The 14,376-nt window shown below is 65.1% G+C and carries 13 protein-coding genes; 5 read left to right on the forward strand and 8 right to left on the reverse strand.

Features of this window, described 5'->3' with window-relative positions:
• Positions 1 to 192: 192 nt before the first annotated feature.
• Both X756_RS149520 and X756_RS149515 read left to right on the forward strand, forming a co-directional pair.
• Positions 193 to 1,299 carry an efflux RND transporter periplasmic adaptor subunit gene (locus X756_RS149520; RefSeq protein ID WP_050589276.1) on the forward strand — a complete coding sequence of 369 codons (1,107 nt, stop codon included), beginning with the start codon at positions 193 to 195 and terminating at the stop codon, positions 1,297 to 1,299.
• A complete protein-coding gene (locus X756_RS149515; RefSeq protein WP_023730216.1) occupies positions 1,296 to 4,499 on the forward strand; it encodes a multidrug efflux RND transporter permease subunit in 3,204 nt (1,067 codons plus the stop codon). The genes X756_RS149520 and X756_RS149515 overlap by 4 nt, the downstream gene beginning before the upstream one ends.
• Before the next feature lie 30 nt (positions 4,500 to 4,529).
• Here X756_RS149515 and X756_RS149510 read toward each other — a convergent pair whose 3' ends face one another.
• From X756_RS149510 to hemC, 8 genes are all read right to left on the reverse strand, one after another.
• A complete protein-coding gene (locus X756_RS149510; protein WP_023730217.1) occupies positions 4,530 to 5,165 on the reverse strand; it encodes an outer membrane lipoprotein carrier protein LolA in 636 nt (211 codons plus the stop codon).
• Positions 5,166 to 5,221: 56 nt separating this feature from the next.
• Positions 5,222 to 5,485: a YMGG-like glycine zipper-containing protein gene (locus X756_RS149505; RefSeq protein WP_023670477.1), complete on the reverse strand. Its 264-nt coding sequence runs from the start codon at positions 5,483 to 5,485 to the stop codon at positions 5,222 to 5,224.
• A 188-nt stretch (positions 5,486 to 5,673) separates the two neighbouring features.
• Positions 5,674 to 6,387, reverse strand: coding sequence for a glutamine amidotransferase (locus X756_RS149500; protein WP_023730218.1), 714 nt, complete (start codon positions 6,385 to 6,387; stop codon positions 5,674 to 5,676).
• Positions 6,388 to 6,401: 14 nt separating this feature from the next.
• The gene (locus X756_RS149495) at positions 6,402 to 6,881 is read right to left on the reverse strand and encodes a TerB family tellurite resistance protein (RefSeq protein ID WP_023730219.1); all 480 of its coding nucleotides are present in this window, start codon (positions 6,879 to 6,881) and stop codon (positions 6,402 to 6,404) included.
• A 76-nt stretch (positions 6,882 to 6,957) separates the two neighbouring features.
• The gene (locus X756_RS149490; protein WP_023730220.1) at positions 6,958 to 8,559 is read right to left on the reverse strand and encodes a heme biosynthesis protein HemY; all 1,602 of its coding nucleotides are present in this window, start codon (positions 8,557 to 8,559) and stop codon (positions 6,958 to 6,960) included.
• A 10-nt stretch (positions 8,560 to 8,569) separates the two neighbouring features.
• Entirely contained in the window at positions 8,570 to 10,060 is a 1,491-nt protein-coding gene (locus X756_RS149485) for a COG4223 family protein (protein ID WP_023730221.1), read from the reverse strand.
• Between the two features lie 112 nt (positions 10,061 to 10,172).
• Entirely contained in the window at positions 10,173 to 10,886 is a 714-nt protein-coding gene (locus X756_RS149480) for a uroporphyrinogen-III synthase (RefSeq protein WP_023730222.1), read from the reverse strand.
• Between the two features lies 1 nt (position 10,887).
• Positions 10,888 to 11,811, reverse strand: a complete 924-nt coding sequence (gene hemC / locus X756_RS149475; RefSeq protein ID WP_023730223.1) for a hydroxymethylbilane synthase — start codon at positions 11,809 to 11,811, stop codon at positions 10,888 to 10,890.
• A gap of 120 nt (positions 11,812 to 11,931) precedes the next feature.
• On the opposite strand from hemC, the gene tsaD reads away from it, so the two are divergent.
• Genes tsaD through X756_RS149460 form a run of 3 tightly spaced genes read left to right on the forward strand, consistent with a single transcriptional unit; the run spans position 11,932 to position 14,351 of the window.
• Complete coding sequence (gene tsaD / locus X756_RS149470; RefSeq protein WP_198020032.1) at positions 11,932 to 13,017, forward strand: tRNA (adenosine(37)-N6)-threonylcarbamoyltransferase complex transferase subunit TsaD; 1,086 nt, start codon at positions 11,932 to 11,934, stop codon at positions 13,015 to 13,017.
• Positions 13,014 to 14,030, forward strand: coding sequence for an NAD(P)H-dependent glycerol-3-phosphate dehydrogenase (locus tag X756_RS149465; protein ID WP_023730225.1), 1,017 nt, complete (start codon positions 13,014 to 13,016; stop codon positions 14,028 to 14,030). The genes tsaD and X756_RS149465 overlap by 4 nt, the downstream gene beginning before the upstream one ends.
• Before the next feature lie 24 nt (positions 14,031 to 14,054).
• The gene (locus tag X756_RS149460; RefSeq protein WP_023687732.1) at positions 14,055 to 14,351 is read left to right on the forward strand and encodes a YciI-like protein; all 297 of its coding nucleotides are present in this window, start codon (positions 14,055 to 14,057) and stop codon (positions 14,349 to 14,351) included.
• Positions 14,352 to 14,376 lie beyond the last annotated feature (25 nt).

Consider the following 14,376-nt stretch of genomic DNA (forward strand, 5'->3'; position numbering starts at 1 on the left):
TACTGCAGTGCTCTGGTCTCGACGAGAAACCTTAAATAAAGAAGAGAACCACCCGACCTCCGGGTCCAGCTAGCGGGGACGCAAATGGACACTTCAGGGAATCGGCAATCGCATCGCGACGCAAGCGGGCGACCCAGCCGATCGGTCGGCTGGCTGGCCCGCTCCGCCGTCCCAGTGGCATTCCTGCTCGGCATGGCTTTCAGCAGCAACGCGTTTGCGCAGGACCAGCAACTGCTGGTGGTGACGGCGGCCAAGCCGGTGGTGCGTGAAATCGTCGAAGACGACGAGTTCGTCGGGCGCTTCGAAGCCGTCGACGAGGTCGCCATCCGTTCGCGCGTCAGCGGCTATCTGGACAAGATCAGCTTCCAGGACGGCGCACTGGTCAACAAGGGCGACCTGCTCTTCACCATCGACCAGCGTCCGTACCAGGCGGCCTACGATGCCGCCAAATCGCAAGTGGACGTCGCCAAGTCTCTGCTCGAATTCTCCAAGATGCAGCTGGATCGCGCCGATGAGCTCGCCAAGACCGGCAATATCTCGGCCGCGACGGTCGACGACCGCCGGCGGGAATACCTTTCGGCGCAGGCGCAGATGCAGGGCGCGACGGCGGCGCTGACGACGGCCAACCTGAACCTGGAGTTCACCGAGATCAAGGCGCCCTTGTCCGGCCGCATCGACCGCCGGCTGGTGTCGGTCGGCAACCTCGTGCAGCCGGATTCCACCTTGCTGACGACTATCGTCACGCGCGATCCGATCGACTTCTATTTCGACGTCGATGAGCGCCTGTATTTCAGCTACGCCCGCGACGCGAAGGAGCGCGGCGGCAGCATGCAGGAAGGCGCCGGCGGGCTCGAGGTGGTGGTTCGCGTCGCCGACCGCGCGGAGGCGGTATTCAAGGGCAAGCTCGATTTTGCCGAGAACCGGATCGACAACGCGACCGGCACCATGCGGGTGCGTGCAAGGTTTGCCAACGCCGACGGCGTTCTCCAGCCAGGCATGTTCGGGCGCATCAACGTGCCGGGGTCGCTGCCGCATAGCGGCGTCCTGGTGCCCGACGAGGCGGTCGGCGCCGATCAGGATCGCCGCATCGTGTACCTGGTGGATGAGGCCGGGATGGTGTCGGCGAAGCCCGTGCGCACCGGCCCGCTTCTCGACGGCTACCGGGTGATCCGCGCGGGCCTGACCGGCGACGAGACGATCATCGTCAACGGGCTGATGCACGCCAGGCCCGGCACCAAGGTGAAAGTCGAGATGGTGACGTTGCCGCCCAAGGTCGAGACCGCCGGGTTGCAGCAATGAGGTTCGCCCATTTCTTCGTCGACCGTCCGATCTTCGCATCGGTGGTTTCGATCGTCCTCCTGATCCTCGGCGGGATTGCTTATACCCAGCTGCCGATCGCGCAATATCCCGAGATCGCGCCGCCGACCATCGTCGTTCGCGCCCAGTACCCGGGCGCCGACGCCGAGACAGTGGCAGCGACGGTGGCAACGCCGATCGAGCAGGAGATCAACGGCGTCGAGGGCATGCTTTACATGTCGTCCTATTCGTCCGGCGACGGGGCGATGGCGCTGACCATCACCTTCAAGCTGGGCACCGATCTCGACCAGGCGCAGGTGCTGGTACAGAACCGCGTCTCGGTCGCCGAGCCGCGCCTGCCCGAAGAAGTCCGCCGCCTCGGCATCACCACCATCAAGAGCTCGCCCGACCTGATGATGGTCGTGCACATGCTGTCGCCCGACAATACCTACGACCAGCTCTACGTCTCGAACTACGCCCGCTCGCGGGTGCGCGACATATTGCTCAGGTTGGACGGCGTTGGCGACCTCATCATCTTTGGCGAACGCGAATATTCGCTGCGCATCTGGCTCGATCCGGAAAAACTGTCCGCCCTGGGGATGACCTCGGGCGATGTGGTGCAGGCGCTGCGCGACCAGAACGTCCAGGTGTCGGGCGGCTCCATCGGCGCGCCGCCGACCAATACCGGCACGGCGTTCCAGTACACGGTCACCACGCAAGGCCGCTTCAACGACGCACGGGACTTCCGATACGTGATCGTCAAATCGGCCGAAGACGGCCGCCTGATCCAGCTGCAGGACGTGGCGCGCATCGAGCTCGGCGCCAAGGATTACGTCACCAACTCCTATCTCAACGGCAAACCGGCGGTGGCGCTCGCCATCTTCCAGCGGCCAGGCACCAATGCGCTCGCCGCAGCCGCGGAGATCCAGGACAAGATGAAGGAGCTTTCCCAGGACTTCCCGAAGGGATTGAGCTACGACATCGTCTACAATCCGACCGAGTTCGTCGCCGAGTCGATCCAGGAGGTCTACAAGACGATCCTCGAGGCGATGGTTCTGGTCATCATCGTCATCATCGTCTTCCTGCAATCGTGGCGCATGGCGATCGTGCCGATCGTGGCGATCCCCGTGTCGCTGATCGGCACGCTGGCGGTGCTTTACGCCGCCGGCTTCTCCCTCAACATGCTGACGCTGTTCGGCCTCGTGCTGGCCATCGGCATCGTCGTCGACGATGCGATCGTCGTGGTCGAGAACGTCGAGCGAAATATCGCCAGCGGGCTGGCGCCCAACCCGGCGTCGCATCTGACCATGGACGAAGTCGGAACGGCGGTCATCGCGATCTCGCTGGTGCTGATAGCGGTGTTCGTGCCGACAGCCTTCATTCCCGGCATTTCCGGGCAGTTCTACCTGCAGTTTGCGATCACCATCGCGGTGTCGACGGCGATCTCGGCATTCAATTCGCTGACGCTCTCGCCGGCCTTGGCCGCGCTGCTGTTCAAGCCGCACCACACTGCTGCGGCGCCGCCGCGCTTTTTCCTGGCGCGGTTCGGACGGGCGCTCGCCGACGGCTTCAATGGCGGCTTCGACAAGGTCGCCCATTGGTATTCGAGCATCGTGCGCGTGCTGGTCGGCTCGCGGATAGCGATGGCCGCCACGCTGGCCGTTTTCGCGGCCCTCATCTACGCCACGGTCTATATGGTTCAGACGGTGCCGCGCGGTTTCATTCCGTCGCTCGACCAGGGGTATGCGATCGTCGTCGTCCAGTTGCCGGACGGCGCCTCGCTATCGCGGACCGATGCCGTCATCCAGCAGGCGTCGCAGATCATCCAGAAAACGCCGGGCGTCGACTACGCGGTCGCCTTCGCCGGCTTCTCCGGTGCCACCTTTACCAATGCCAGCAACGCGGGCGTGATCTTCGCCAGGTTCAAGCCGTTTGACGAGCGACTGGAAGCCGGCCAGTCCGCGACCCAGGTCATCGGCAATTTGTTCGGCAGCCTGCAAAGCATCAAGGAAGCCTTCATTATCGCACTGCCGCCGCCGCCGATCCGCGGCGTCGGCAATGCCGGCGGCTTCAAGCTGCAGATCCAGGAGCGCAACAGCGCCGACATGCGGCAGATCCTGGCGCTTGCCTATGAAATTGCCGGCAAGGCCAACAAGACGGCGGGGCTGACCGGCGTGTTCACCACCTTCTCCGCGTCCAGCCCGCAATTCTTCCTGGCGATCGATCGCGACAAGGCGCGCATCCTGAACGTGCCGATCCCCAACATCTTCGAGACGCTGTCGATCAATCTGGGCACCGCCTACGTCAACGACTTCAACGCTTTCGGGCGCGTCTACCAGGTGCGCGCGCAGGCCGACCAGGCGTTCCGCCTCGATCGCGCCGACATCTTGAAACTGAAGGTGCGCTCGGCGACCGGCGCGCTGGTTCCGCTGGGCACGTTGATCGAGATCCGCGACGTCACCGGCCCGGCGCTGGTCCAGCGCTACAACATGTACGTCTCCGTGCCGCTGCAGGGCAACGCCGCGCCCGGTGTTTCCACCGGCGATGCGCTTGCCAAGATGGAAGCGATCACGGCACAGACGTTGCCGGCCGGTACCTCCTACGAATGGACCGAACTCGCCTATCAGGAGCGCAACACCGGCAATGCCGCTGTCTATATCTTCGGACTGTCGGTGCTGTTCGTGTTCCTGGCGCTGGCGGCGCAATATGAAAGCTGGGTGCTGCCGTTCGCCATCGTGCTGGTGGTGCCGCTCGGCGTGCTCGCGGCGTTGCTCGGCGTGTCGTTCCGAGGGCTGGACAACAACATCCTCGTGCAGATCGGCCTCATCGTGCTGATCGGGCTTGCCGCCAAGAACGCGATCCTGATCGTCGAGTTCGCGCGGCAGGCCCAGGAACGCGGCCTGTCGGCGGCCGAGGCTGCCGTCGAAGCCTGCCGGCTCAGGCTGCGGCCGATCCTGATGACCGCCTTCTCGTTCATCCTCGGCGTCGTGCCGCTGATGATCGCGACAGGCCCGGGCGCGGAAATGCGCCAGTCGCTCGGCACCGCGGTGTTCTCCGGCATGCTCGGCGTCACCTTCGTCGGCCTGTTCCTGACGCCGGTGTTCTACGTCACGCTAAGGTCGCTGTTTTCACGGCGCAAGCCGCATGCCGAGGCCGAGCCTTCGGCACCGGCAGAGGTGCCGTCGGAGACGGCCGCCGAGTAGTGTTACACGGGCAGTTCGTGGCGCTGCCGACTATTTCGTTTTGGTGTTGAATTCACGGTTTGCGGCATAGTCGATAGTGAAGGTGCCCGCAGGAGCGCGAACGCCCTGCTTCACGTTGGATATGGTGACTGTCGAGGTAAGGCCCCTCTCGTCAGTCAGGGTCCATCTGCGTAGATCGAGCGATTCCCTGTCAAACACCATAGTGATATTCGAATTGCCGAAGGCCGACTTGTCGGCCAGCCTGATGATCACCTGGGCGCCATCGTCCTTGATACTTTTGAGGCGATTGCCGGAAAAGTTGACCTGATTGTCGAGGAGCAGCTTGAGCGGCGTCTTCGAGAGAGCATAAAGCCGCGATGTCTTGAGCTTCTTGTTATAGACCACCAAGGATTTTCCATCTGCAATTACGCTGACCCCTGATTGGCCTGCATAGTTGAACCGGATCTTGCCCGGCCGCTGGAGGAAAAATTTCCCTTTGGTCCTTTCCGCTTTTGGGCCCGACTGGACAAAGTCCCCGGACATGGACTTTACCGATGAGAAGTGATCGGCAATCGTCTTCGCTTCTACAGGTGCGGCCAAGGCCGCGGTCGAAAGTTCGGCGTTTATCGCGACAGCGCTGACAACGGCGAACCAGAAAGCCCGCAGTCTTTTGCTGTTATATGCCATTCAGTTATCCTACCCCGAAAAGACGCGTGATCGAAAGAGATCACGCGTCTTTGAGATCAGTAGCCGTCCGGGCACTGAGCAACGTAAACTCGACCGTTCCGACCGCGATATCTGCACTGGCCGGCTTCGCTGGCGTGCCCGATGACCGCCCCGGCCAGCGCTCCGACCGCCCCGCCAACAACCGCCCCTTTTACCGGGTCGCCGGCCACTGCTGCGCCTACAGCTGCGCCACCCAAACCACCGACGGCAGCGCCTTGTTCGGTGCGGGAGCATGCCGCGAGCGGAATGAGTAGGCTCAAAATGAGCAGCGTCTTCTTCATTGGTTCTCTCCTGGGGCCGTTATTAGCCGAAGCTTAAATGCGCCACGGAGTTTTTCGATCCATCGGAGTGTTTGGGGCGCAATCCAAATCTGCGGGAACGGGCTAAGGTCCCGGATCCATCGTACACGCCTCCCAGAGGTAAGTCGTCTTTGGGCAAGCTCGGCCGTTCAGAGTAGTTGGATTTTGCTCTATCCCTCAGTAGGCTTGCCGAAGATCAGGCTCAAAAATTCGCTCAGCCAGCGCTTGAGGTGCATATCCCAGATCAGCCGGCCGCCGAGATGGTCGCGGCCGGGCTGCGCGCCGGGCAATTCGAAACGGTGCGCGCCGCGCACCACCCAGCGCTGCATCATCAACCGGGTCAGTTCGCCATGGAACTGGATGCCCCAGGCATTGTCGCCATAGCGAAAAGCCTGGTTGGGGTAGGTTTCCGCCGTCGCCAGCAGCGTCGCATCCCTGGGCAGCGAAAAGCCTTCGCGGTGAAACTGGTAGACCATGTCGGGCCAAGGCAGCAGCTTCTTGCCGGCTTCGGTCGGCTTCAGCGGATACCAGCCGATCNCCAGCCCCTCGCCATGCCCCTCGACCTTGCCGCCGAGATGATTGGCCAGCATCTGCGCGCCAAGGCAGATGCCGAGGAAGGGCCGGTTCTCCTTTAGCGGAACATTGAGCCAGTTGGTCTCGCGGCGGACGAACTCATCTTCGTCATTGGCGCTCATCGGCCCGCCGAACACCACGGCGCCGGCGTGTCCCTCCAGCGTCTCCGGCAGGCTGTCGCCGAGAGGCGGCCGGCGGATGTCGAGGTCGAAACCTTCCTCGAGCAGCATGTGGCCAACCCGGCCGGGGCTCGAAGTCTCCTGATGCAGCACGATCAGGACTTTTGGTTTCGAGCTCGGTCTGGGCGGCATGGAAAGGCGGAATCCTATTCGTCGCTCGACGTTCCCCTGGCGTCGGGCGCGGCGGCCGCCGCCTTGCGGCGCGCCTCGACGCGATCCTGGCGCTCGACGCCGATCAGTTCGGCAACGCGCCAGACGGTGTTGTCCTCCAGTTCATGCAGTTCGCCGTCGGCATAGACGATTTCCCACATCAGGCCGATGAAAGCCTTGCGCGCCTCGGCGTCGAGATGGCGCTTCAAGACGCTGGTGAAGGCATAGAGGTCGATCGCCTCATTGTCGGCGCGCTCGCCGGCGGCAGCCAGTGCATCGAGCTCGTCGCCGCTGATCGAATAGCTCTGCGCCAGCACCTGCTTGAACCGCTCCCACTCGACATCCTGGCGCACGCCGTCGGCATTCATCACATGATAGAGCAAAGCCGACGCCGCAACGCGCGGATCGTCCGCATTGGCGCGAGCCCCAGCCCCGGAGGGCAGGTCTTTCAGAAAGGCCAGGACGCGTTCGAACATGGTGCTCACTTCACATTATTGGAGCATGATCTTTTCCAAAAACCGGTATCCACTTTTTGGGATCATGCTTCAGGGATCAAAACAGGCGGAAGCGGCGCGGTGACTTCTCCGCTTCGTCATCGGGGTCGACGCCGGGGTCGTCGGGCAGCCGCGCCACTTCCTCGGCAGGTTCGACGGGTTCGGCGTCGTTGGGTATTGCGGCGAAAGCGGCGGCGGTGACCGGCGTGACCTGGTCATCGCCCACAGCGGGCTTCGGCTCGATCGGCGCCTCGCTGCTCGTCCTGGCGATGGCCGGATGATCGATCACTTCGGCTTCCTTTGCCGGTTTGGCAGGTGCCGCAAGCACCGGCACATCGGCTTCGTCTTCATGGCTGTCGATGAGCTGGCCCAGCCGCTCCATCGGCGCGCGCCAGGCGAAAGCATCGAGCTTGCCGCTGACCGGCGATACCGGCGCCCAGCGTTCGGAGACGACGCCGTCGGCGACCCAGGCCGGATCGCGCGGCGCCCTGACCGCCTTGGACAGCAATTGCCTGATCTTGCCCTGGTCGCCGGTCTCTGCCTCCTCGATATCGGCCAGCAGCAGGTAAGCGCCTTCCCGGCGATCCATGCGGATCGCCGCTTCCGCCTCGCCGCGGGCGGTGGAAAAATCCTGCGCATCGAGCGCGGCGCGCGCCACCGTCATCGACGATTCGGCATTGTTGCGCTTCAGCTCCTGCAGCTTCTTCGCCCGGTTGAGACGATCGACCACGGCATCTCCCGGCCTTGCATGGGTGTAGAGCTCGGCGATCTCGGGATGCGGCTCAGCCCTCCAGGCTGCCTCAAGGATCTTCGAGCCTTTGCGCACATCGTTCTGTTTGAACAGAAGATTGGCGGCTGCAACCGCGGCCGGCGCGAAATCGGGCGCGAGCTTGTTGGCCTCGAGAGCGGCTGCCTTGGCTGCATTGGGGTCGCTGTCGGTCAGCGCCTGCGCCTTGGCGGTCAACAGCACAGCGCGGCGGCGATTGGCGGCGTCGCGTTCGATCTGCCTGGTCGACTTCTGCGCCTCCACCAGCTTCAGCGCGCCGTCCCAGTCGCCGCGCCCGGTCAGATCCTCCAGCGTCGATTCGGCGGCCCAAGCCAGTTGCGGCGCGACGGAAGCGGCGCGGCCGGCATAGTGACGCGCGGCGTTGCGGTCGCCGAGCCGTTCGGCTTCGAGATAGAGCCCGCGCAGGCCAAGCAGCCGCATTTCGGGGTCGTCGAGCATGGCCTCGAATTTTTCGCGCGCGCCCTCATGGTCGCCTTCGAGCAGCGAGGCTTGCGCTTCGAGCAACTGGATCAGCGGCTCCTGGTCGGAGCGGATCAGCTTGGCGGCTTCCTTGGTCTTCTTGCGGGCTAGCGCGCCGTCGCCGGCGCCGGCTGCGATCATGCCGGTCGACAGCGCCTGGTAGCCGCGGTCGCGGCGGCGCACGCGGAAATAGCGCGAGATCGTGTATGGGCTGTTCCACAGCGACTTGATCAGCCACCAGACGATCATCACCGCTGCGACGACGGCAACGATCGCCACCGCAGCCACCATCAGGCTGACCTGGTATTGGTAACCGTTGAAGGTGACGACCATCTCGCCGGGACGATCGGCCAGCCAGGCAAAGCCAAGACCGAGGGCGAAGACGGCGCCGAGAAAGATGAGAATGCGGATCATCGTGTCGTCCTCATGCCTTCATCGCACCTGCAATCAGCGCGTCGACCTGCGTCTCGACGTCGATGCGCGCCTTCAGTTTGCCGGCAAAGTCGGCGCCGGCGGCCTTGACCGCATCCGGCAGCGTTGCGTATTCGCTGAGCGCCTTGGCGTAGTCGCCCTGATTGACCGCCACTTCGATGCGCGCCACGGTTTCCGGCGCGCCGGCGCCTTCGACGGCGCCGATCGGCCGAACCTTGACCAGCGATTCGGCGCTCGACAAAAGGTTCTGGAAGAAGCCGGCATTTTCATCGACCGGCGTCGCCGCCGCGACCATCGCATTGGCCGCGGCGTCGGCCTCGCCGGCAATCTCGGTGCGGGTCGGGACGCCCTTTTCAGCGTAGGGGCGCAGCGCCGCAATCTGCGGTGCATCGGGCGAGATCGCTGCGAAGGTCTCCAACTCGGCGGCGAACGGCGCGCCGCGGTCAAGCGCCGCCTTCAAGGCCGAAGCGGCGATGGCCATCGCGATCTTTGGCTGCGAGGCCTGCGCATCGACCTTGCCGGCGAGCTGCGTCACCGACTGCTCCAGCGCGGCGATCTTGCCTTCCTGCGTCTTGGCTGCCTCACCGGCCGATTTCACCAGTGCGTCGAGGCCCGCCAGTCTTTCATTGAGCGGCGCGAGATCGACGGGCGCTGCACCACCGGCCTGGCCAAGGGCGGCGACCGCGGTCTCGATCTGCTTGACCTTGTCGCCAAGCGAGGCAAGCCCGGCATTGTCGCCGGCGCCGCCCCTTTCGACCGCCGATTTCAGCGATGCGACATCGGCCTTGACCTGATCCAGCGCCGAAGACAGCCCGTCGACCTTGGCCGTTGCGGCGCCATTGCCGCTGGCTTCCCTGAGGTCGGCGATTTCGCGCTTCAGCGAAGCGATCTCGCCATTGACGCCGTCGAGCGAGACCGTGCCCGCCCCTGAGCCCGGAGCGCCAAGCACGCCGGCAAACTGCAGCCCCCCGGCGGCAGCCAGCGCGATGACACCGCCGATGATGCCGGCGGCAATGCCGTTCGTGCGCTTCGGTTGCGCGGCCATGGGCTGGTTCCCGGCTGTCCTTGGGGTTTCCTTGGGTGCACCCGGCTTGGGCGAGGCATCCTCGAAACTGTAGTCGGAGGTTCTGGCGCGCGGTGGCGCATCCGAAGCGGTGGGGTAAGGCTGCTCCGCCTGGGTGGACGCCTTCGCATCGGCGCTTTCGGGAGCGGCCTGCGCCGCGGCATCGGAGTGCTCCCACGGCTCGAGATCGGCCTGATCGGCATGAACGGGCTCGTCAGGCGTCTCCGGCTGCGCATTGGCCATGGCAGCGGCATCCTCGGCCGCAACCGACCCTGCCGGGGCCCCGGCGTCGTCCGAGTTGGCGACATCCGTCTTGGCGGCATCCGCATCGGCAATGCGCGAGACAGCGCCGGGTTCGAGTTCGATGGTCACCGGCTCGCGGTGGCTTTTCGAATGTCGCATCTTCGGCGTCTTGACCATGCCTGGGCTCCGCAATCCTGCTTCGTCTGGGCGCCCGACGGCGCGTGATGGTTTGAAAAATGGTCTAGCACATCATCATCAGGTGAAAAGGGGCGGCGTGATGACACGGCGCTCAGTCGCCGCGGTGCAACAGCTCAAGCAGCGCCTCCTCCTGCGGTTCCCGCGCAATGCGTATTTTTTTGCCGGCGGCATTGTCAAACGCCGCTGCCACGCGCTCGGAGAGCGCAAAAGCCTGCATGTTTTCAAAGAGATCGCGCAGTCCCGCCCGGCTGGCCAAGGCCTGCAACGCTGCCGCCGCCTTGGCTGAATAGAGCAGCACCGCGTCGACCGCCTGATCGGACAGGCGTGTACGGATTTCAGCATCGGAATAATCGAGCGAAATCGTGTCGTAGGTTTCGACGGTGCGGACCTCGACGCCGGCCTTTCGCAGCCGCGCCTCGAATGCCGGAAACCGCACGCGCCCTGTGAGATAGACGACCGGCTTGCCGGAAAGGCCGGCAGCAATCGCCTCGGCCAGCCGCTCGGCGTCGCCCGCCCCTTCGCTGACCGACAAGAACCCTGTCGAACGTGCCGCTTCAGCCGTCCTGCGTCCGACGGCATGGCAAGGCAAGGCGGCGAGCGCACGAATGAGTTCTTTCGGCGCATGCCGCACCGCATTTGCGCTGGTCACAGCGACGGCCACGGCATTGTCGCTCGCAGCATCGGCGCCAACCCGCAGTGTCACCGTTTCGGTCAGCGGCAGAAGGAGCGGCTCAAATCCCAATTCCTGCAGCCGCCGCATGGTTCGCGACGCCCCAGGTTGCGGCCGCGTCACCAGGACACGCATATCAGACCCAGCCGTCGAAGAAGGTTTCGCCCGCTTTGACCCGCACCATCCTGGCCGCGTCCGTGCCGATGTCAGCGGCATCCAGCGCCAAGCCTTCGGCCTTGACCTCATGCGATTGCGTGCCATCGGGCGAAATGATCAGGCCGGCGAAAACCAGCCTGCCGCCCGATATCATCGCATAGCCGGCGATCGGCGTGCGGCAGGAGCCATCGAGCGCCGCCAGGAAGGCGCGCTCACAGGCCAGCGCCTGGCCTGTCGGCACATCATGGATGGCCACCAGCATCTTTTCGACCTCGCTGTCGCCGATGCGGGTTTCGATGCCGATTGCGCCTTGTCCCGGCGCCGGCGGAAAAGCATCGAGCGGCATCAGATCGGTGACGACATGGCCGAGCCCGAGCCGCTTCAGCCCGGCATAAGCGAGGATCGTGCCTTCGGCGACGCCTTCCTCCAGCTTGCGCAGCCTGGTCTGCACATTGCCGCGGAACATGACCACGTCTAGGTCCGGCCGCATGCGCCGGATCAGCGCCTGGCGCCTGAGCGAAGACGACCCGACCTTGGCGCCTTGCGGCAAATCAACAATGCGCTCCACCGCCTTGCCGATGAAGGCGTCCCGCGCATCCTCGCGCGGCAGGAAGGCGGACAGCTCCAGCCCGACCGGCAGCACTGTCGGCATGTCCTTGGAGGAATGCACGGCGATATCGATCGTGCCGGCCAGCAGCGCCTCTTCGATTTCCTTGGTGAACAGCCCCTTGCCGCCGGCTTCCGACAGCGGCCGGTCCTGGATGCGGTCGCCGCTGGTCGAAATGACGACGACCTCGAAGGCTTCCGCCGGCATGCCATGCGCTTCCATCAGCCGCGCCTGCGTCTCATGCGCCTGGGCGAGCGCCAGCGGGCTGCCGCGTGTTCCTATTTTCAAAGTTTGCATGGCGCGCGGTCCGTGATAACCCCCGGCTGGCTTTGCGTTTCCGGCGCTCTCCCTAGCGAGGCCCGCCTCTACTAACTAGGAAAGTCCGGCGACACAATCTCTGGAGACAGCGACGAATTGATCCGCGTTCTGGGCATTGAGACGAGTTGCGACGAGACCGCCGCCAGCGTGGTGACGCTGGACGGCGATTCCGTGCCGGTGATTGCGTCCAACATCGTGCTCAGCCAGATCGAGGAGCACGCCGCCTTCGGCGGCGTCGTGCCGGAGATCGCCGCGCGCGCCCATGTCGAGGCGCTGGACGGCATTGTCGAGGCCGCTCTTGCGGATTCGGGCGTAGCCCTGGCCGACATCGACGCCATTGCCGCCACTGCGGGCCCCGGCCTGGTCGGCGGGCTGATCGTCGGCCTGATGACGGCCAAGGCGATTGCAGCGGCCGCCGGCAAGCCGCTGATCGCCATCAACCATCTCGAAGGCCACGCACTGACCGCAAGGCTGACCGACGGGCTCGACTTTCCCTATTTGCTGCTGCTGGTTTCCGGCGGCCACACCCAGATCGTCGCCGTGCGCGGCGTCGGCGACTACCAGCGCTGGGCGACGACCATCGACGACGCGCTCGGCGAAGCTTTCGACAAGACGGCCAAAATGCTCGGCCTGCCCTATCCCGGCGGCCCGAACGTCGAAAAGGCGGCAATGTCGGGCGATGCGACGCGCTTTGCCTTTCCGCGGCCGATGAGGGGCTCGGCGCAGCCCGATTTCTCCTTCTCCGGCCTCAAGACCGCCGTGCGCCAGGCGGCGACCGCCATCCAGCCGCTAAGCGAGCAGGATGTCGCCGACATCTGCGCCTCGTTCCAGGCGGCGGTAGCCGACGCACTTGGCGACCGCGTGGCCCGCGCGCTGGCCCGCTTCCGCGACGAATTTCCGGACAAGGCCGAGCCGGCGCTGGTCGTTGCCGGTGGCGTCGCCGCCAACAGAGCGATCAAGGCGACGCTGCAGAAGCAGTGCGCCGGGGCCGGCTTCGCCTTTGTCGCGCCGCCGCTCAAACTGTGCACCGACAACGCGGCGATGATCGCCTGGGCCGGCATCGAGCGGTTGCGGGCAGGCCTGTCGCAAGAGAACGGCTTCGATTTCGTGCCGCGTTCGCGCTGGCCGCTGGACAGCATTTCGGCCCCGATGGTCGGCTCCGGCCGGCGCGGAGCAAAAGCATGAGCGCCGGCAACACAAGCGGCAGGGACAGAACCGGCTGGCGCGTCGCCGTGCTCGGCGGCGGCGCCTGGGGCACGGCGCTAGCGCTGGCGATGCTGCGCGCCGGTCACGATGTCCGGCTCTACGCCCGCGACGAAGAGACGGTTTCCGCGATCCGCCGCGGCGAGAACCCGCGTTATCTCCCCGGCATCGCCATTGAAACAGGCATTGCGGCGACGAGCGATATCGGCACGGCCCTGACCGATGCCGATTGCGCGCTGGCCGTGGCGCCGGCGCAGGCGCTACGCGCCATGCTGACGACGGCAAAGCCCCATATGCCGAAAGGCATCCCGCTGGTTCTCTGCGCCAAAGGCATTGAGCGCGACACCGGCGCGCTGCTGTCGGCGATCGTTGATGAGATTCTGCCCGAAACTCCGGTTTCGGCCCTGTCCGGTCCCAGCTTTGCCGCCGACGTCGCCAGGGGTCTGCCGACCGCTGTCGTGGTTGCTGCACGCGACGACGCCTTGGCGGCCGAGCTTGCCTCGCGCTTTTCGGCGCAGAATCTGCGCTGCTATTCCAGCGACGATTTGATCGGCGTCGAGATCGGCGGTGCTTTGAAGAATGTGTTCGCCATTGCCGCTGGCGCCGTCACCGGCGCTGGGCTCGGCGCCAGCGCGCAGGCCGCCATGGTGACACGCGGCTTCGTCGAACTGCGCCGCATCGGCGCGTCCTTCGGCGCCAAGCCGGAGACGCTGATGGGGCTTTCCGGCCTCGGCGACCTTTTGCTCACCTGCTCTTCGGCCCAGTCGCGCAATTTCGCCTATGGGCTGGCGCTGGGGCAAGGTAAGCCCTTGTCCGGACTGCCGCTCGCCGAAGGCGTGCCGACGGCGGCGATCGCCGCCCGCATCGCCACCGAGCGCCACATCGACGCGCCGATCATCGCTGCGGTGTCGGCGATACTGGACGGCACGATCACCATTCGGCAGGCTGTGTCCGCGCTGATGACGCGACCCCTGAAAACCGAAACCGACCTCTGATCCCCAAACAAACCGGAGTTTAACATGCTGTTTGCGTTGATTTGCAAGGACAAGCCGGGCAGCCTGCAGGTGCGGGTCGATACGCGGCCGGTCCACGTCGCCTTTCTCGAACGCCTGAACGCCGACAACAAACTGGCCTTTGCCGGCCCGTTCCTCGACGCCGAGGGCAAGCCCAATGGCAGCCTCGTCGTCGTGGAAGCGCCCGACCTCGCCGGTGCGCAGGCGCTGTCGGCTGCCGACCCCTATGCCAAGGCCGGGCTGTTCGAAAGTGTCGAAATCCGCCAGTGGAACTGGACCTTCAACAAGCCGGCGGCTAGTTAGTTCCGGCGGCGCCTAGAGTGATCCC

Source organism: Mesorhizobium sp. LNJC405B00 (genome assembly GCF_000502615.1).
GTDB lineage: Bacteria > Pseudomonadota > Alphaproteobacteria > Rhizobiales > Rhizobiaceae > Mesorhizobium.